This window comes from Wolbachia endosymbiont (group A) of Bibio marci (assembly GCF_947251645.1).
GTDB lineage: Bacteria > Pseudomonadota > Alphaproteobacteria > Rickettsiales > Anaplasmataceae > Wolbachia.
In genome coordinates, this window is the sequence record NZ_OX366364.1 from 64,035 (window position 1) to 81,860 (window position 17,826).

Below are 17,826 nucleotides of genomic sequence, written 5' to 3' on the forward strand. Positions count from 1 at the left end.
GTGGCTATTTGTTACTTCATATAGTTTAAGATACTGTTAATTTATGTACACTTGTCTTGATCAATTGTTCCATACTTTTCTTCTATTTTTACTGCTATGGACAATCCAACTGAAAATGTTGCAATTCCAACCACTATAGCAGTAAGCATTAAAACATGGGGTATAGGATTGCTATATGAATAAAAATTTGAAACCAATATAGGAGGCAAGGAACTTTTTATATACCCTAGAGATATGTAAAACAACAAAACAGATGCTTGGAAGACACTTACTCCTATCATTTTCTTGATTAAATTTTTATCGTTTATAATAATATATAAACCTAGCACCATTAATATAATAATAATTGTATAATTATATAAAGTCATTGTTTTTTCCTACGAGCAAAATTTATATATATAATTAACATAGAGGAGCAGACAGTAAATGCTACACCTAATTCCACAAAAAAAATACCCAATTTTTGACCGGTTCTATTATTGGCTGACAAGATATCGTAAGATAAAAAACTTTGGCCAAGTAAAGTTGTTGCAACGCCCGTTCCTCCATAAATTAAAATACCTAACACGTTAGTCAATCTAATCACAGAATAAGGTATTGCTTTTAGAGTTGTAGATACACCAAATAGCATTGAATATAATATTATCCCGGAGGCAATAATTATTCCTGCTTGAAAACCTCCACCCGGAGTGTAATCACCGTGAAATTGTATGTATAAACCAAATAAAATGATAAAAGGTATCATCAAAAATGTTACTGCATTTAATATCGGATCTTTAATCATTTTCTTTTTCTTCTTTTAATATCAACGTTATACAAAGCGCAGCAGTAAAAACTACTATAGTTTCTCCAAACGTGTCATAACCACGAAAGCTTGCCAAAACAGCTGTCACTATATTAGGAATACCGGTAGCTTTTTCGGTATTTTCCACATAATAAGGAGCAACATGCAAGTGGATCGGAGCATTGTGGCTGCCAAAATCTGGCAATTGAATCATAAAATATGACAAACATACAGCCAGAAATAACATAAAAAAAAGCGTTATAGGGTTATGAGATAGATTTACTTTATGATTCTTTATCAAGGAGAGTGCTGCAAACGTAAAAACCGTACTTAGCCCCGCACCAACAGAAGCTTCAGTAATTGCAACATCAGGTGCATTCATAATTAAGTATATAAGCGCAATAAGTGAACTAAATACACACATTAGAACAGCACTTACGACTAAATGTCGCGAGAAGACTATAAAAACCGTAACTGTTAGTAACAACAAAAGTAGCACTACATTTAATATTTCTAACACCTTAACCTTCTTTAACAGTTTTTTTCTTAACTTTATAATAAGTGCGCGCTAAAATATAGCCATTAGTTGAGCTAGCTACCCATATTATAAGAATTAATAATATTATTTTAACAGTATTGATTGAAAATCCATTCTGCAAAGCAAAACCAATTAACAATAACGTTGCACCGCTAGAATCTGTAATACCTGCTGCATGTAACCTAGTATAGAAATCAGGAAATCTAATTACTCCCACACTTGAAATAATTACTAAACAAATGCCTAAAAATATAAGAACGGATCCTATCATAAATTATTAAAACAACATTAATCTCATTAGTGCTATAGTTGATATAAAGCTAACGCTAGCATACAACAATGCTATATCAATTAAAAAAAAATTATTCAGAATGATTGATATTGCTGTTATGAGTACAACTACTTGCGTTGAGAAATTATTGAACGCTAAAACCTTATTGTACACATCACTTGACTTAGAGACTATGCGACACAACATTACACTCATACAGAACAACAGTGTATAGATAGCAATGTGAATCATTTAAAGACTATGTAACTTCAGTAGATTTCTAAACGGATACTTCTTCATCGCCATCTTGATCATTTATTTCACCATCCACTTCATAATCTTGGCTTTCTTGACTTACATCAAGATCTGTGTTATCAGAAAAATTTAATAAATTCGCTAGCTTACTTGTATTACTGCTGTAAACATTATTCATATTTCCTTTCATGTACTCTTTGCATCTACCTACCAAAAGGTTAAATAGGTCATGAGTATCCACCTGTTTTTCTGCTATTTCATGTAAGGAAACTATGGTGTTCTTATGGTCTTTAAACTGAGCTGTTTGAACTGGATTACTTGCCCCTGTATTTAAATCATGTGTTCTTTGACTTGCCAATAGAATCAATTTGAAACGGTTACTTACCTGTTCTGTACACTTTTCTACAATAGACTCAGCCATAAGATACTACCTTAATAAGTTTTATACTATATCACAAAAAACAAGTTGTCAACTTTGTATCTATTGCGATTCAACTTCATGTTTTACTTTTTCTGCCTCAGATTTTATTTCTTGGCTTTCTGTCATCGTGATTGTTATTTCATGATCAAGTTTTTTTAGAAATCCTAACAATCGCTCTAAAGAAAAACCATCTATTTTACCATTTTTAATTTGCGATACCTTTGGCTGATCAATACCAAGTTTCTCAGCTGCAAAAGCCTGAGTCCAAGCATTTTTTTCTATAATTTTATTTATTATATAAAGCAACTTTGTTTTTATTCCTGCACTGTCTAAGTTATTTAACGATATTATTTCCATAATTTTTACACTCACATATCAATTAACTTTATTAAACATTATAACATAATATTTAATATACCAAGATATTAATATCATATAACTTGTCAATAATTATATGATATCAATATTTAAAACTTTAAGTTGATTGTATATTAATATTTCAATCAAATTTCTAGTAACTTTAAATTATCATTTTACTATCAGCCTATCTGAAAAAGTCATTTACAGAAAGAACAAGCTAAAATTACAAAGCTTGAAATACAAAAATAATTATTTTATAAATTTATCTTACATAAGAAGTTTATACTCTATATCTTAATATAGATATTTATTTAAATTTTTAAAATTTCCATTTTAACGAGAATTCTATATATTCTATTTATAATATAACTTAAATATTTGTTGCTTTTTAGCTGGAACATTATTTAGTTAGTAAGTAAAATTGTGTTGAATATGACAAAAATAAAAAAAGATGTTGCTGTTATTATGGGGAGTGAGTCAGATTACACCACTATGATCCATACCGTTGATATGTTAAAAGCATTAGAAGCTTCACATGACATATTCATAATATCTGCACATAGAACACCAGAAAGGCTCTTCAATTTTGCCAAGTCTGCGCAAGAAGAAGGTTTTAAGGTTATTATAGCTGGTGCAGGGGGTGCAGCTCATTTACCTGGTATGGTTGCGTCACTAACTTGTTTACCAGTTATCGGCGTTCCTGTGCATAGTAAACAATTAAATGGGCTGGACAGTCTACTCTCTATAGTTCAAATGCCAAAGGGTGTTCCAGTTGCAACCATGTCTATAGGAGAAAATGGAGCATATAATGCTGCCATTACCGCCGTATCTATATTGTCAATTTCCAACAGTGAAATTGCAGGTAGGTTAAAAAAGTGGAGAGAAAAACAGACCAAAGAAGTAAAAGAAAAACCAGTTTCATAATAAATCTATGGCAATAATTCTTTTAGACACAAAAACCATAAACCGTATAGCAGCGGGGGAGGTGATAGAAAGGCCAGCAAGTGTAGTAAAGGAATTAGTGGAAAATGCAATAGATGCTGGAAGTTTAGAAATAGAGATCAAAATAGAAAGTGGTGGGCGTAACCTTATTATTGTGACAGATGATGGTAACGGAGTAGAAAAAAACGATTTAGAACTTGCGTTTATGCGCCATGCTACTTCAAAATTGAGCGATAGTGAGTTGATAGAAATCAAGCATCTTGGCTTTAGAGGAGAAGCTCTACCTTCAATTGCAGCAGTAAGTAGGATAAAATTATCGTCTAAGGCAAGAGAAGCAAGTGAAGCATGGTCTATAAGTTATGAGGGTGGAGAGAAAATAGGGGAGCTAACTCCTTACTCTTTATCACAAGGGACACATATTGAAGTACGAGATTTGTTTTTCGCTACCCCAAATAGACTAAAATTTCTAAAAACCGAAAGAGCAGAAACTCAAAGCATTGTTGATATTGTAAATAACCTAGCAATGATTAACTATCATATAGGGTTTACTCTCACTTCAGGTAATAAAAAGCTCTTAAAATACGCTAAGCAGACTTCGTTATTTCATAGATTGTGTGAAGTAGAAGAAGAATTTCAGGGCAATTCTTTGGAGGTCAATGAAGAAGAAGACGGCATTAAACTTACGGGACACATCTGTAAGCCGACCGTCAATCGTGGTAAGTCAACTCAGATCTATACGTTTGTTAATGGAAGGCCAATTAAAGATAATTTACTTATTGGTGCGGTTAGGTATGCATATCATGATTTTATTCCAAGCGATAGGTATCCTTTTGCAGCGTTACATTTAGAGATACCTTATGATCAAGTAGATGTAAATGTGCATCCAAATAAATCAGAAGTAAGGTTTCAGAATAAGAAGCTCATATATGAGATAGTGACAAGAGGATTAATTAAAGCGTTGTCAAGAAGGATAGGCACCTTTGATGTCATTCCAGCTAGTGACCAGAAAACTACTAATACGATAGAGGGTTTTGTGAAAGGTTCATTATCAGATCCTTTTGATAAGTCTAATGTTCAAAAAGAATTTTACGAAAGGAGGCCAAGTCCTTTTGAAAATCAACTAATAAAAGAATTTGCCTCTCCAAATGAAAAAGCAAAAGGCTTATCAGAACAGTCAAAATCGTTTAATTATACCGGTATACAGAAATTCCCAGCACAAGCGGAGGCTATGGTTCTAGAAAAAAAGGTGTTAGAGCAAGTTGATTTGATAGAGAGCCACCCACTCGGGTTTGCACGCTGTCAGGTCTATAATACTTACATTATTGCCGAGGTAAGAGACAAATTGATTATAGTCGACCAGCATGCAGCCCACGAAAGACTAGTATATGAATGCCTAAAACAAAAATCAAGTATAAAAAGACAAAAACTACTTCTTCCTGAAACGGTTGAAATCAAAAATCAAGCTGGAATGGAGATGATTGAAATCTATAAAGATAAGTTATTTGAAATGGGTTTTGATATTGAAATCAAATCAGAGAATAAAGTAATAGTAAAAGAAATCCCTGCAATTTTGGGAGCAATAGATGTGAAAGAGATGCTAATTAATATAGTGGGTAGATTAACGGAAATAGAAGATACATTGCCAGTAGAGGATAAAGTGAACAAAATATTGGCTACTATCGCTTGTCATGGATCAATTAGAGCGGGTAGAAAAATGAGGTTAGAGGAGATGAATGAGTTGCTGAGGCAAATGGAAAAAACCCCATATTCCGGACAATGCAACCACGGAAGGCCAACTTATATAGAAATGAAATTGAGTGATATTGAAAAACTGTTCGAGCGTAGGTAATGAGGTTGCCATAAATATGTAAGTGCTCCTTCCTCGTCATCCAAGTAGCTATAGAAACGGATTAAACGAAAAAACCTCCTTGACAAACTTCGCCAGCCCCCTTATTATGATAATAAGGGTATTTATGACTCAAAACTTGTTTTTGACCTGCAGGCTCAATGACAAAATTCAGTAAAAAACTCAGAGTATTTATTGGCGGATTACATAAAATTATAGCGGCTGCATGTCTTTTAAATTTTTTCTACATTCAGCCAAACCGCGCTTAAACTAAGCGTCAGCACATTATTACAGCGCCACTTACAGTAATATAGAGTCAAAACTCGCTACTCGGGGCTTCTTTTGCCTTTTTTTCGTTTGGTAAATTTTTTAATATTTATAGCAACATGAACTGGGCAGGAAGGTGTCATTCCAGTGCTCCTGTGATGTCATCCCAGTGCTTGACACTGGGATGGCTTTGTTGCATAGCAACCGAAAAAATCTGGTGGCTACTGACAAAATTCATTATAAATAACCATTTAACTGTTGAAGAAAAAATATGCCACAGAAAATGAAAGTCAGTAACCAAAATGAATATAACAAATTTCTCCAGGAAAGAGGAAATATTTTTCATTATATCAATGAAGCCATAGAAAATTGGTATGAAAATAGTCCAAAAATGCAAGGCGGCAACTATATTTACAGTGATAAAGTTGTGATTTTGGTGCATATAATTGTCAATCTTTTTAGAATTGGTTTAAGACAAACGGTGGGGTTTATAAAAGGATATATGCAACAAATAGGAAGAGATTTAGCAGTTATCAGCTATTCACAAGCATCAAGAAGGTTTAAGAAACTTAATATTAAGATCAATGATTGCAGAATTGATAAAAATAATATGGAAGACATCGAAATTGCTATAGATAGTACAGGTATCAGCATTTACAACAATACCCCTGGTCACAGCAAGGAAAATAGCGCTAACAGAAAATATCGTGGCTATGAACAGACAAGAAAATTGCATGTAATGTTGAATATAAACAGCAAAAAAGCCATAGCTGTAAAATACAGTAACGGTGTCTACTCTGATCACTATGGAGCTTGCGATTTGCTTAAAGAAGTTAATTTTCAGCATATCATAAAAGCACTATATGCAGATAGGGCATATGATAGGCACAAGTTTTACAAATTGTGTCACGAATATGATATAAAGGCAAAAATTCCACCAATAAACAATGCGGCAGAACATCCAGAAATAGATTATATGTCTGACAGAAATGCTGCTATTAGGTTAATAAAGTTATACGGTGAAGATGGCGTGAAAGAATGGAAAAAAGAAGTAAATTATGGGAAAAGATCTTATATTGAAGGGTTTTTCTCAAGATTAAAGCAAATATTTGGATTCAGCTTTAGGAATAAATCCGAAGTAAATCGCGAAAAAGAATTGCTGATTAAGTGCTATTTGCTTAATCAATTTACTGAAATTGGTATGGCTAAATTTGAAATGGCTACATGATATTTATCGTAAATTACTACCAGTATAAGGTGCGATGCAACAAAGCCCACTGGGATCCAGCTAAGTTAGTGAGTGTAAAAGTAGCCAACCTTACGTTAAAACACAACGTTCTTGATGAGATTGCATAAAAACTGGATTCCTTACATCATAGAGACACTGCCATTATAGAGTGAACCAGTGTCTGGGCACTGGGATGACAAAAAAGGGGCTACTCGGATGACACCGTCTTGGATGGAAACCAGTGTCAGCTACTTTCATGACATCATCATAAAGTAAAATGAGATCCCAGTGTCAAGCAATGGGATGACAGGAGAAGGAGGCTACTTGGATGACACCATTCTTTTTTCCGGATCCAAGTAGTCAGCTACTCGGATAACAAAGAAAGGAACACTGGGATGACCCCTTTTCCGGTGGAACAATATTTGTACAGTTATGGAATTGTGCAACAGGCACAATTTAATATAAAAAGCTTTGCTTTTTGAAATTTTGGGTTATAATTAACTTAAGATATTTCAGTAGGGAATTTATTGTGAATAGCAGTTGTGTTAAAAGTCAATGAAAAATATCGAAAAATTTTCAATTTAGTAGATTTATAAAAAATCAATATATTATGACTCTTAATTTAAATATTCTTAATCTAGTGTAGCTGTGGATAAGTACTTATAGTTTGTATAGCGTACTTATCCACAAGCTCTGCCATAAATTAGCTTAGATAGAAACAGACTGAGGACTATATTCCTCAGTAAAGACTCTATCGTCTCTGACCAAAGAGTTAGCAAGAATAAGCAGTTTTCTCATGGCAGCAGTGGAAGCAATTTTATATGGCTTTTTATATTGATTATATAATCTAGTAAAGAAAGGGTTGATATAAGAATTAACTTTTTGTGCACTGAGAATACACATGTGTAAAACCGTTCTAACTTGTGATCTACCGCCCTGAATACATCTCTTTCCTTTACTGAAACCACTGTCTCGATTAAAAGGTGCAAGTCCTGCAAGGCTAGATATTTGCTTTTCTTGAAGGGTTCCAAGTTCGGGCAAATAGCAAATCAAAGTAATGGCTGTGATTTTACTTACACCTGGTATGCTAGTTATTGATATATATTTTCTTTTAAGCTCTTGGTTTTGATCGATAAATGTAATCATTTCATCTTCTAAAGTTTTAATTTGATTACGTAAAATCGCGAGAAGCTCCTCTATTTGTTTGATTATAGATGTATCAGTTACCTGTTGGATTTGGGTTTTTTGTATTTTTGCTATTTCTACAAGTTGGTTTCTACGAGATAATTTTTGTTTCAAGCAATCAATATTACCATTATCAACTGTTAAAGGAGTAACACGCATATCTGTATTATTGATATAACGTGAAATGATACTGCAGTCTATTTTATCAGTTTTTGTAGTAATACCAAGGCTTTTAGCATAGTCTCTAACCCATCTAGGTTGAATGACGTACACCTCAAAACCATTGCTTAGTAAAGTATAGGCACATAATTTTTCGTATCCACCAGTTGCCTCAAGACCAACTTTGGTTACATTATGCAAACGTAAAAAGTCCAGCATTTCATCAATGGATTGTACATTGTTTTCAAATATTTTATAATGCTCAAGTGGGTGAATGTGGATATCTAATTTACTTTTGCTAACATCAATGCCAGCAATAATATTTGATGAATTCATAATTCCTCCATAATAATAACATATACTGCATTTTCCAGTCTTATATACGAGCCTAAAAGCTCAATCAGTTGTTCGGAACTTTCAGTATAAATTTAAGAGAAGAGAACCTTGCTTTCCAACGGTCCCTATGACCAAGAAAGGAAACGGTTCCTCTTCTCTATACATCTTTATATTACTGCTTTGTCACACTTATAAAGACTTAATTTCAACATATAAGAAAGGAAAGGAGCCAAGCTTGTTGGTTAAAAAAAATTGGTTGCGACAAAACAGTGGTCGGAAAGAGAAAGCCAGTTTCTGCATAATTGATGCTCAAAGCGTCAAAAACGCAGATACTGCTGAAAGAAAGGGCTATGATGCAGGTAAAAAGATTTCAGGGTCATATCGCAGTTGATACACAACACATGCAATTCATATAACAACGGCAGAAGCAACTGATCGTAGCAACCCCAGTTGCGAATTAGAAAGCAGTGAAAAAGCCAGGAAAATAGAGTAACCTCCGTAAATTATTCACAAAATAGAAAGGTTACCCATGAATAAAAATATAACAGAATTATTTTGCCTGATCGACGATTTTTGCAATTCAGTTGACAAAAATTTTGCAGAAAAACTTCTACCAAGTGGCAAAAAACCAACCAGGACGCCAGAGATTACGCATTCAGAGATTTTTACCATAATATTGCTATATCAAGTGCGACAATTTTAAAATTTTCTATGTGCATTATTTGAAATTATTATACGAAACAGCGTTTCCAAAATTGCCATCCTATAGTAGGTTTATTAGGCTAAAATCGCGGGTTTTATGGTATTTAGCGCTCTTAATGCAATGGTTTTGCGAACAGTCAAAAGTGACAGGGATTTCGTACATAGATGCAACATCTATCGCTGTTTGCCATCCAAAAAGGACCTCGAGAAACAAAGTTTTCAAAGGGTTGGCAAAGATTGGAAAGACTACCTATGGGTGGTTTTTCGGTACATCTAGTAATCAACGAAACTGGCAAAATTCAAGGGGTTACGGTGACAAAAGGCAACGTTGATACCTGTGCCAAATTTAACTCAGAAATTGACTGGATTATTGTTTGGAGATAAAGGATATATCAAAAAAGATCTTTTTCACGAATTATTCGATAGAGGGTTAAAGCTTGTAACCAGTATAAAAAAGGGTATGAAAAACTCATTAATGGCGCTAAATGAGAAGATTTTGTTAAGAAAAAGATCGATTATTGAGACAGTTTTTGGCTCTCTGAAAAACAAATTTGAGATTGAGCATACTCGCCACAGATCACCGATAAATTTTTTGGTACACATTTTTTCTACGCTTGTTTCATATTCCATGCAGCCGAAAAAGCCCTGCATTTCTAAGCTTTACTTCGTTGGCTAATCCGCAACTGGGGTTTTCAACAGTTTTAATTATATGACTGTCTAATATCTTTCTTTCAGAAATGGCATCGTTTTGGAAAAATCTATAAGCTGCTTTACTTTGATGCCAATCTTCACAAGCTTGATTTATTGAATGTTCAGGCGATTCAGCAAAACTATTAACTATTTTTAAAAGCCTTTTACTTAATCTTTTATCACCAAAATTAACAATTCCAAATTCACTTTCTGCCCATTCACCAGTTGAGGTGCTTAAATTTCTTTTTACCATATATTTCCATTTTTAGACCATAGATCTATTTATAGTAAAAAGTTGAATTAGTAAAATAGCAGCTTTTTCACCATTTATAGATTTATGGGTAATAGTAAGGTTCTGAAGTCGAGGGGAGAAGGCATAAGTGTTGAAAGTACCAAAAATGGCGTTATATAAGGTGATTGACGGCATCCTCCTGATATTAGGATAATTGAGCGTATAAAAGAATCATTAAGGTCTAACGTAAACTGTAATAGCGCTATTTTAAATCCGCGTAAGTTGTTTCTGATTTTATAAACGAGAAATAACAAAGCTGTAATAATGATCATATAAATATACACTTTGTATCCGTTCAGGCAATGGCGTCAACTTAAGGAAAAATATAAGCGATAGTGTGTAAAATTTCTCTCTAAATTTTTTACCATTAAATTATCCAGAAGCCGCAGGAAACAGCACTTTTGTTTCTATTTTATTTCAACAAAGAAGTTTAAAATGTGTCCTTTTTAGGTGAAACATGCAAAAAGGAAAAAATTTTATTCTACAAATTAAAAATATAATATACTCGAAAGCTTTTCAGAGAATCCATTGTGTTGAGTTTCACGCGAACAAGAAAACTCCCTTTTACGACAGTATTTTCTATGATTTTAAAGTTAGTTAAAAAAAGTTTGGGAATAGAATGTGAACTTATGGATCCACTAACTTGTAAAGTTCCACCCTCAAAGCAAGCTTTTTCTAAAGCAAGATATAAGATTTATCATACAGGTTTTAAAGAGTTATTGGAGCTAAGCATCCAAACAGCCTATCAAGATGAACCTGAGCTGGAGAGGCTATAGACTTATTGCAGCAGATGGTTCTGGTATGAGATTACCCAGCTCTGAGGAAATTGTATCCGAGTTTGGCCGTTTTAAACCAAATGGAACAACAGGCACAATGCCACCATTGGCAATTTGTTTGTTGATTTATGTACTTCACTGATTTGCAGTGCTCGCCTTGCGGCTTGGAATATAGGCGAACAAACGTTGGCGGAAGAGCAATTACCCGAAGTTATCACTCAAATGCGTTCATTAAATCAAAAGAAATTATTATTTATCTATGATCGTGGTTATCCTTCAGTAAAATTCATTCAGCAGCATTATGATTTGGAAGTAGATTTTATTTTTCGCTTGCAAAAAAGAAATTATAGCAAGCTATGGGAACGAATTGCATCTGGCGAATTAGATTTCGATTTTATATTAGAAAATGAAAAGCTAAAAAATAAAATGAAAGGACAGAAAGTAAGAGTTATAGTGCTGACATTAGCCAACGGAGAAACAGAGGACTTCACTTTTTGATCGAGAAAAATTTACTTTGGAAGATATCAGTAAAGCTTATGTATTAAGGTGGCACATAGAGGAGTGCTATAAACGACTCAAAGTAGGAGCAGAGTTAGAGAATTTTTCTGGGGTGAATTTAGAGGCTGTATTACAAGAATTTTGGGCAAACTTGGTCATGTGCAATATATTATCGCTTCATATGTGTGATGCACAAGGGCCTTGGAACCCAGATCAAATTGCTGAGTATCGTTTAAATTTTTCAGTTTTATTTGGTGTGATGAGACAGAAACTTTATCAAGTGCTTGTTGGAAGTTGTTTGCCAAAAAACTTTCAAGCCCTTTTTGATAGAGCAAGTATACGTGCTAAAGTTAAGATCCGACCAGGGCGATTATATAGCCGCAACAAGGTAGATAAGCCCAAACGCCATCATGTCTTTAGGAGAGTTTGCTAATGAAAGCTCTTAAGTTGACGCCATTGGCTGAACGGATACTACACTTTTATCCCATTCATGGCATAACTTAAAAAGTGCTTATATCCAAGGTTTTGCTTTATAAACTTAAAAAATACCTCTATGTCCCACCTGCGCCTATATAGTTCTGTTACTTCATAAGCTGGCATTTCAAACAAGTTGGTTAAAAACCGTATTTCATTTCCAGTCTTGTTTCGTATTTTTATTAAACGTAGGTCATTGCCACTTTACTTTTTGCTTGATAGAGATTGACTGTTATATCCTCCAAAATTTCTTGGTTGTTGTTTTTGAGCAATTTCATTCTTTTCCATAATGTTATACCTTCTTTTTAAGTGAATTCTTGTAATAAATTTATATTCCTTTTTATCAAACTCAATGAAAGTTCCGGTTTTTGCAATTCCCCTATCAAATATCCTCTTTTTCAACTTTAGCTTCATTAATTGCTCTTACCAATGCTATATCTTCGCTACCTTCTTCTTGCCCTTTACAAAATCTTATGCTTGTCGGCTTTAATCCAACACTGACTTTCACTTATTACTCTTACCACCTACTTTTAACCCATCTTTTATAAGGTAACCTGATAAATTTATGATTGTTGAATCAAATCTATGTAAGTTATTAGATGTTTTTTTAGGTAATAATTTTTCAACTTTATTTATTAAATCGATATATATCCCTTTAAAATAATCAGAACTTTTAACCTTTTCGACAAACCGCTGTATGTTTTCATCATCATTTTTATCTATTACACATCTGTTTATTACCACTTCTAGCGCTCTTAGGCTTGTTTTCTGCCCCATTAATATTAGCTTCATTAGACCCTTAAATATAATTTTGCCCAATAGTTTACTTATCTACCTCACTCCAATCTTTCTAGGTCCTCATCTTTAATTAATTTTAGTATTCCTTCTATTTGATCCATTATTACCTCCATTTTTTTGTAATAATAGCTCTTTACATCCTTTCAGTACCACTTTCAACACTTATGGGGGAGAAGGGTGACTTTCTCTCCTTAGATAACCTCTAGCTATACGCAACAACTTTACTTTCAACAATTTTATTAGCAATAATACGACTTTCACAATCAATATTTATTATATCAGATAGTGAATTAATATCAGTATAACTATCAAAACTTTCCATTGTTGATTCCACTACCTCTACTATTTTTAAAAAGCCGATTCGTGACTTCAAAAATTCATTAACAGCTATTTCATTTGCAGCATTGAGCACAATACTGTTTGTTTGTGGAGTAGAAGAGTTTAACACTGCCATGCTAAGCTTTAGCGCAGGGAAATGCTTATGGTCTGGCTCTTGAAAGGTCAATTTTCCTTGCTTTGTTAGGTCTAGTTTATAATTTAAAGCTGATCTTTCTGGCCAAGATAGAGCATATGAAATAGGAATTGCCATGTCAGTCTCTGCAAGCACAGCAAAGTTGAAACCATCCTTATAAACTACGATTCCATGTACTATTGACTCAGGATGCACTACTGCTTCAATTTTATTCGGGCTGATATTAAACAAGTTATGTGCTTCTATTATCTCTAGTGCCTTATTCATCATTGTTGCGCTATCAACCGAGATTTTCTTTCCCATATTCCAAGTGGGGTGACTAAGCGCCTTATCTACCATGACATTTCTTAATTGCTCAAGACTATAATTTAAGAATGGTCCACCAGAAGCAGTAAGTATGATCTTTTCTACGCATTTATCGTCATTTTGCAAAACTTGAAAAATTGCGTTGTGTTCAGAGTCGATAGGGATTATTTGTACGTTTTTTTCTTTAGCTTTTTCGAGTAATAACTTTCCACCGCAAACAATGCTTTCTTTGTTTGCCAATGCAATGACTTTGGTACCGCTTTCTATAACTTCCATAACTGGCCCAAGGCCTGCAATGCCAACTATTGCAACAACTGAGAGATCAACAGGTATGGTAGCAATATTTGTAGCGCCAATTGCTATTTTTGCATCTGTACCAAGTAGACTTTCTTTTAAATCTTTGTAAAACCTTTCATCGGAGATAGCAACGTATTTTGCATTCAGCAGTTTTGCTTGGTGTGCCAGTAGAGCAAAGTCTGAATGGGCACTTAGTGCTTCCACTTGGTATTCTTCTTTTCTCTTTGAGAGCAAATCTACAGTCTTTTTTCCAATGCTTCCTGTTGATCCTAAAACTGAAACCTTTTTCACTAAGACAAACTCATAACAATAGCAACTTTTCTTATTAGGCCTTCTTGCATACTATTCAGCAGTTTTTAAGCGTTTAACCAAGTTCATGCCCGTGGTCATCGCCAACAGACGGTGAAGGACCAGGCGAAAAAGATTGACCATGGTGGTCACCTGCATCATGCATGTCTTGCAAACCATCAGCATTATGAGCCATTTCATTATTGGCATGAGGGTAATCATCTGAGTGAGGTCCATCATCACCATGAGCCATATCCATTCCTTCTGATGGCATATCTTCTCCACCTCCACCTGAAAAATATTCTGCAAGGCTTTCAAGAAATTTTATGCCAAACATATTACCTGATTTTCCAAGCAGTGTTACTAAACTACTGCCACTTACCAAACTTTCAAACACATTATTATAAGCAGCAATCGCCCCTTCATGAAAGTTGAACAACCACTTCATTCCATCGACAACTGTTGAAACAGAGTCACTATGACCAAGACCAAAACCACTTTTCTCACCAGCGGCTTCCTGGTGTTGCTGCTGCGCTTGCCATTCTGCAATATTTGGACCTTGAGCTTCACTCATAAATTTTTACTCTCAACCTTAAGCTATTATTTTATCACAAATATTGCAAAATATCAATAGAGCTTTTGAATATAGCTAATACAAACAACTTCTGCCACCTTATATAGGATCCAGTTTGAAAAAAATCTGAATTCCAATGTCTGCTACCTTTTACAAAGTTAAAACTTAAAAATATGACTGTTAGCAACAGTGTATATATCTTTAGCTATATATAACGAATGAATTTTTTTATATATTCGTTATTAGTATTTTGTATTTCCTGAACAGTTCCATGGGAAATGATCTCCCCTTCATATAATACTGCTATTTTGTCAGCTATTTTAAATGCGCTATGAATATCATGTGTAATCGTGATAATTGTAGTGTTAAGATCTTTAGATAATTTTATTATTATCTCGTTTACTATATCTGACATAATTGGGTCCAATCCTGAAGTTGGCTCATCTAATATGATGATTTCTGGATTGTGTGCAATTGCCCTTGCAAGTGCTACTCTTTTTTTCATTCCACCTGACAACTCTATTGGAAACATATCTGCTATATTTTCTTCCAATCCAACATCATTTAGCTTTTCGATTGCTAGCTGTTTTGCCTCCTTTTTGCTGATATTAAAGCGCTTTTTATAATTAAAAGATATATTTTCCCACACTGTAACGTAGTCAAATAAAGCGGAATTTTGAAATAAAACCCCAAATTTATTTTTGCTTTTACTATTTATTTTAACAGACCCTGAGTCTGGAGCAAGCAAGCCGATAATTGTTTTTGTTAGTACAGATTTGCCGCTTCCTGAGCCGCCAAGTATGACTAATGATTCCCCTTTTAATATATCAAAATTTAGATCTTTTAGTACTGTCCTATCATCAAAAGATAAGCTTAAGTTCAATATTGATATTATGGGATTACGCATGTATCAAAGTAATCATGTAGTTTGCTAAAATGATCAGTATGGACGATAAAACAACAGTTGATGTTGTAGCAACACCTACTCCTCGTGCACCTTCTTTGCAATGGTAACCGTAATAGCAGCTTGAGACAGAAATTATGGCACCAAATGCAGTTGCTTTAGCTAGCCCAGTTATAAAATCGTACGTATTAAAGAACTGAGCTGTGTATTTAATGTATATATTTAAATTGTGGTTAAATTCGAAGACTGCAGTGATACATCCTCCAAATATTCCTATTAGATCTGCACATACTGTAAGTATGGGAAATACTATGATTGACGCTAAAATCCTTGGTGCAATTAAATATTTGAAAGGGTTGATGTTCAAAGTTGTAAGGGCATCTATTTGCTCGGTGATGCGCATTGTACCAATTTCTGCCGCAATTGATGATCCAACCTTTCCTACCATTATTAAGCTGATCAAAACTGGTCCTAACTCTTTAATGATAGTGATTGTAACAAGTTTGGGTATTATCTGTTCTTGGTTAATTAATGAGTCACTCAAGCTGCTTTGTAAAACTATCGCCGCTCCTATAAAAACTCCAGTGAGCCCAACAATTGGCAGAGAGAAAAAGCCTATCTCTATAATTTGTCTTGCTACGTTGCTAAAATAATATGGCGGCACGAAGCAGTGGTATAGAGATTGAATAAAAAATATGAATGCACTACCAAGCCTTAACAAAAAATTGATAAAGTACCTACCAATTATTCTAACACTATTTATATCAAAAAAGCTCACTTTGTGTTCATTTTAGCTAGAGGTTAGTCTTACTGATTTTATTAAAATTTTTATTAACTTTATCGCAAAGTATAGCTGAGATATGTTTTAAGTTCAATAGCTAACGTAACTTTACCTTATACCGCACACAACTATACGAACGTTTATCTTTCTAAAAGCAATTTGCATAACAAATGATGTCATTCCAGTCTGGAATGGCTTTGTTGCATAGCGTTCAGAAAAACTAGCAGTTACTGACAAAATTCATTATAAAATAGCCATTTAACCTTTGAAGAAAAAATATGCCACAGAAAATGAAAGTCAGTAACCAAAACGAGTATAATAAATTTCTCCAGGAAAGAGGAAATATTTTTCATTATATCAACGAAGCTATAGAAAATTGGTATGAAATTGGGCCAAAAATGCAGGGTGGCAACAATATTTATAGCAATAAAGTGGTGATTTTGATACATATAATAACCCATCTATTCAGAATAGGTTTGAGGCAAACAGTTGGATTTATAGCAGGATACCTTGAGCAAATTGGGAAAAATTTGCAAGTTATCAGCTATTCACAAGCATCAAAAGAAACTTAATATTAAGATCAATGATTGCAGAATTGATAAAAATAATATGGAAGATATCGAAATTGCTATAGATAGTACAGGTATCAGCATTTACAACCTGGCCACAGCAAGGAAAATAGCGAAAATAGAAAGTATCGCGGCTATAAACAAGTAAGAAAGCTACACGTAATGTTGAATATAAACAGCAAAAAAGCCATAGCTGTAAAATACAGTAACGGTGTCTACTCTGATCACTATGGAGCTTGCGATTTGCTTAAAGAAGTTAATTTTCAGCATGTCATAAAAGCACTATATGCAGATAGGGCATATGATAGGCACAAGTTTTATAAATTGTGTAACGAATATGATATAAAGACAAAAATTCCACCAATAAACAATGCGGCAGAACATCCAGAGATAGATTATATGTCTGACAGAAATGCTGCTATTAGGTTAATAAAATTATACGGTGAAGATGGCGTGGAAGAATGGAAAAAAGAAGTAAATTATGGCTTACATTGAAGGGTTTTTCTCAAGATTAAAGCAAATATTTGTTTAGAAATAAATCCGAAGTAAATCGTGAAAAAGAACTGCTCATTAAGTGCTATTTGCTTAATCAATTTACTGACATTGGTATGGCTAAATTCGAAATGGCTACATGAATTTATCGTAAATTACTACCAGTATAAGGTGCGATGCAACAAAGCCCGCTGGAATCCAGTTTCTACACAATTTAATCAAAACGCTGTATGATATGTTTTTTGTAATCAAGTTTCCTGGATCCAAGTAGTCTGGGCTACTTGGATGACACCATTGTGCTTGAGGTAAAATTGACTCCAG

The 17,826-nt window shown here is 34.0% G+C and carries 23 protein-coding genes and 5 pseudogenes; 10 read left to right on the forward strand and 18 right to left on the reverse strand.

Annotated features, from left to right (window positions below; all coding sequences use genetic code 11):
- Positions 1-41: 41 nt before the first annotated feature.
- From OPR48_RS00360 to OPR48_RS00390, 7 genes are read right to left on the reverse strand one after another with little or no spacing between them, the layout of a single operon-like run.
- The gene (locus OPR48_RS00360) at positions 42-368 is read right to left on the reverse strand and encodes a cation:proton antiporter subunit C (RefSeq protein ID WP_265026103.1); all 327 of its coding nucleotides are present in this window, start codon (positions 366-368) and stop codon (positions 42-44) included.
- Positions 365-784: a Na(+)/H(+) antiporter subunit B gene (locus OPR48_RS00365; RefSeq protein WP_265026104.1), complete on the reverse strand. Its 420-nt coding sequence runs from the start codon at positions 782-784 to the stop codon at positions 365-367. The genes OPR48_RS00360 and OPR48_RS00365 overlap by 4 nt, the downstream gene beginning before the upstream one ends.
- On the reverse strand, positions 777-1,304 hold the full coding sequence (locus OPR48_RS00370) for a DUF4040 domain-containing protein (RefSeq protein ID WP_250294918.1): 528 nt from the start codon (positions 1,302-1,304) through the stop codon (positions 777-779). Before OPR48_RS00370 ends, OPR48_RS00365 begins: the two co-directional genes overlap by 8 nt.
- A gap of 1 nt (position 1,305) precedes the next feature.
- Positions 1,306-1,593, reverse strand: a complete 288-nt coding sequence (mnhG, locus tag OPR48_RS00375) for a monovalent cation/H(+) antiporter subunit G (protein WP_265026105.1) — start codon at positions 1,591-1,593, stop codon at positions 1,306-1,308.
- Between the two features lie 6 nt (positions 1,594-1,599).
- Complete coding sequence (locus tag OPR48_RS00380) at positions 1,600-1,845, reverse strand: monovalent cation/H+ antiporter complex subunit F (RefSeq protein WP_320109922.1); 246 nt, start codon at positions 1,843-1,845, stop codon at positions 1,600-1,602.
- A 28-nt stretch (positions 1,846-1,873) separates the two neighbouring features.
- On the reverse strand, positions 1,874-2,269 hold the full coding sequence (gene rpoZ, locus OPR48_RS00385; protein WP_265026106.1) for a DNA-directed RNA polymerase subunit omega: 396 nt from the start codon (positions 2,267-2,269) through the stop codon (positions 1,874-1,876).
- A gap of 60 nt (positions 2,270-2,329) precedes the next feature.
- Entirely contained in the window at positions 2,330-2,626 is a 297-nt protein-coding gene (locus OPR48_RS00390; RefSeq protein ID WP_010081926.1) for a helix-turn-helix domain-containing protein, read from the reverse strand.
- A 435-nt stretch (positions 2,627-3,061) separates the two neighbouring features.
- On the opposite strand from OPR48_RS00390, the gene purE reads away from it, so the two are divergent.
- The 5 genes from purE (at position 3,062) to OPR48_RS00415 (ending at position 7,040) form a co-directional block, all read left to right on the forward strand.
- Entirely contained in the window at positions 3,062-3,553 is a 492-nt protein-coding gene (gene purE, locus OPR48_RS00395; protein WP_265026107.1) for a 5-(carboxyamino)imidazole ribonucleotide mutase, read from the forward strand.
- A 7-nt stretch (positions 3,554-3,560) separates the two neighbouring features.
- Complete coding sequence (gene mutL, locus OPR48_RS00400) at positions 3,561-5,420, forward strand: DNA mismatch repair endonuclease MutL (protein WP_265026108.1); 1,860 nt, start codon at positions 3,561-3,563, stop codon at positions 5,418-5,420.
- Between the two features lie 383 nt (positions 5,421-5,803).
- Positions 5,804-5,971: a hypothetical protein gene (locus OPR48_RS00405; RefSeq protein ID WP_265026109.1), complete on the forward strand. Its 168-nt coding sequence runs from the start codon at positions 5,804-5,806 to the stop codon at positions 5,969-5,971.
- Positions 5,956-6,912 carry an IS5 family transposase gene (locus OPR48_RS00410; RefSeq protein ID WP_265025515.1) on the forward strand — a complete coding sequence of 319 codons (957 nt, stop codon included), beginning with the start codon at positions 5,956-5,958 and terminating at the stop codon, positions 6,910-6,912. Before OPR48_RS00405 ends, OPR48_RS00410 begins: the two co-directional genes overlap by 16 nt.
- A complete protein-coding gene (locus OPR48_RS00415; RefSeq protein ID WP_265026110.1) occupies positions 6,909-7,040 on the forward strand; it encodes a hypothetical protein in 132 nt (43 codons plus the stop codon). Before OPR48_RS00410 ends, OPR48_RS00415 begins: the two co-directional genes overlap by 4 nt.
- Before the next feature lie 580 nt (positions 7,041-7,620).
- On the opposite strand, the gene OPR48_RS00420 is transcribed toward OPR48_RS00415, so the two are convergent.
- Positions 7,621-8,592 (reverse strand): IS110 family RNA-guided transposase, encoded by a 972-nt coding sequence (locus OPR48_RS00420; protein WP_265025994.1) that lies wholly within the window; start codon positions 8,590-8,592, stop codon positions 7,621-7,623.
- 289 nt (positions 8,593-8,881) lie between these two features.
- Here OPR48_RS00420 and OPR48_RS07300 point away from each other — a divergent pair.
- A pseudogene (locus OPR48_RS07300) lies at positions 8,882-9,031 on the forward strand (transposase); the annotation flags it as partial.
- Positions 9,032-9,121: 90 nt separating this feature from the next.
- Positions 9,122-9,970: pseudogene (locus OPR48_RS00430) on the forward strand (IS982 family transposase).
- 15 nt (positions 9,971-9,985) lie between these two features.
- Here the strand turns inward: OPR48_RS00430 and OPR48_RS00435 are convergent.
- Positions 9,986-10,237: pseudogene (locus OPR48_RS00435) on the reverse strand (IS4/Tn5 family transposase DNA-binding protein); the annotation flags it as partial.
- A gap of 496 nt (positions 10,238-10,733) precedes the next feature.
- Here OPR48_RS00435 and OPR48_RS00440 point away from each other — a divergent pair.
- Positions 10,734-11,983, forward strand: a pseudogene (locus OPR48_RS00440) (IS4 family transposase).
- Positions 11,984-12,021: 38 nt separating this feature from the next.
- Here the strand turns inward: OPR48_RS00440 and OPR48_RS07305 are convergent.
- The 9 genes from OPR48_RS07305 to OPR48_RS00480 all read right to left on the reverse strand — a co-directional run bounded on the left by OPR48_RS07305 (position 12,022) and on the right by OPR48_RS00480 (position 16,681).
- Positions 12,022-12,150, reverse strand: a complete 129-nt coding sequence (locus OPR48_RS07305) for a transposase (protein WP_406830958.1) — start codon at positions 12,148-12,150, stop codon at positions 12,022-12,024.
- A gap of 78 nt (positions 12,151-12,228) precedes the next feature.
- Positions 12,229-12,438, reverse strand: a complete 210-nt coding sequence (locus tag OPR48_RS00445) for a hypothetical protein (RefSeq protein WP_265026111.1) — start codon at positions 12,436-12,438, stop codon at positions 12,229-12,231.
- Positions 12,407-12,532, reverse strand: a complete 126-nt coding sequence (locus OPR48_RS00450; RefSeq protein ID WP_265026112.1) for a hypothetical protein — start codon at positions 12,530-12,532, stop codon at positions 12,407-12,409. Before OPR48_RS00450 ends, OPR48_RS00445 begins: the two co-directional genes overlap by 32 nt.
- Positions 12,529-12,801, reverse strand: a complete 273-nt coding sequence (locus OPR48_RS00455; protein ID WP_265026113.1) for a hypothetical protein — start codon at positions 12,799-12,801, stop codon at positions 12,529-12,531. The genes OPR48_RS00450 and OPR48_RS00455 overlap by 4 nt, the downstream gene beginning before the upstream one ends.
- Positions 12,802-13,024: 223 nt before the next feature.
- Entirely contained in the window at positions 13,025-14,188 is a 1,164-nt protein-coding gene (gene dxr / locus OPR48_RS00460; protein WP_265026114.1) for a 1-deoxy-D-xylulose-5-phosphate reductoisomerase, read from the reverse strand.
- A 73-nt stretch (positions 14,189-14,261) separates the two neighbouring features.
- Complete coding sequence (locus tag OPR48_RS00465; protein WP_265026115.1) at positions 14,262-14,759, reverse strand: hypothetical protein; 498 nt, start codon at positions 14,757-14,759, stop codon at positions 14,262-14,264.
- Positions 14,760-14,964: 205 nt separating this feature from the next.
- A complete protein-coding gene (locus OPR48_RS00470; RefSeq protein WP_265026116.1) occupies positions 14,965-15,666 on the reverse strand; it encodes an ABC transporter ATP-binding protein in 702 nt (233 codons plus the stop codon).
- A complete protein-coding gene (locus tag OPR48_RS00475; RefSeq protein WP_265026117.1) occupies positions 15,659-16,441 on the reverse strand; it encodes an MlaE family ABC transporter permease in 783 nt (260 codons plus the stop codon). Before OPR48_RS00475 ends, OPR48_RS00470 begins: the two co-directional genes overlap by 8 nt.
- A gap of 111 nt (positions 16,442-16,552) precedes the next feature.
- Positions 16,553-16,681, reverse strand: a complete 129-nt coding sequence (locus tag OPR48_RS00480) for a hypothetical protein (RefSeq protein WP_265026118.1) — start codon at positions 16,679-16,681, stop codon at positions 16,553-16,555.
- Between the two features lie 41 nt (positions 16,682-16,722).
- Between OPR48_RS00480 and OPR48_RS07435 the strand changes: the two are divergent.
- Both OPR48_RS07435 and OPR48_RS00495 read left to right on the forward strand, forming a co-directional pair.
- A pseudogene (locus tag OPR48_RS07435) lies at positions 16,723-17,648 on the forward strand (IS5 family transposase).
- On the forward strand, positions 17,617-17,739 hold the full coding sequence (locus OPR48_RS00495) for a hypothetical protein (protein WP_265026121.1): 123 nt from the start codon (positions 17,617-17,619) through the stop codon (positions 17,737-17,739). The pseudogene OPR48_RS07435 and the gene OPR48_RS00495 overlap by 32 nt, the downstream one beginning before the upstream one ends.
- Positions 17,740-17,826: the final 87 nt, after the last annotated feature.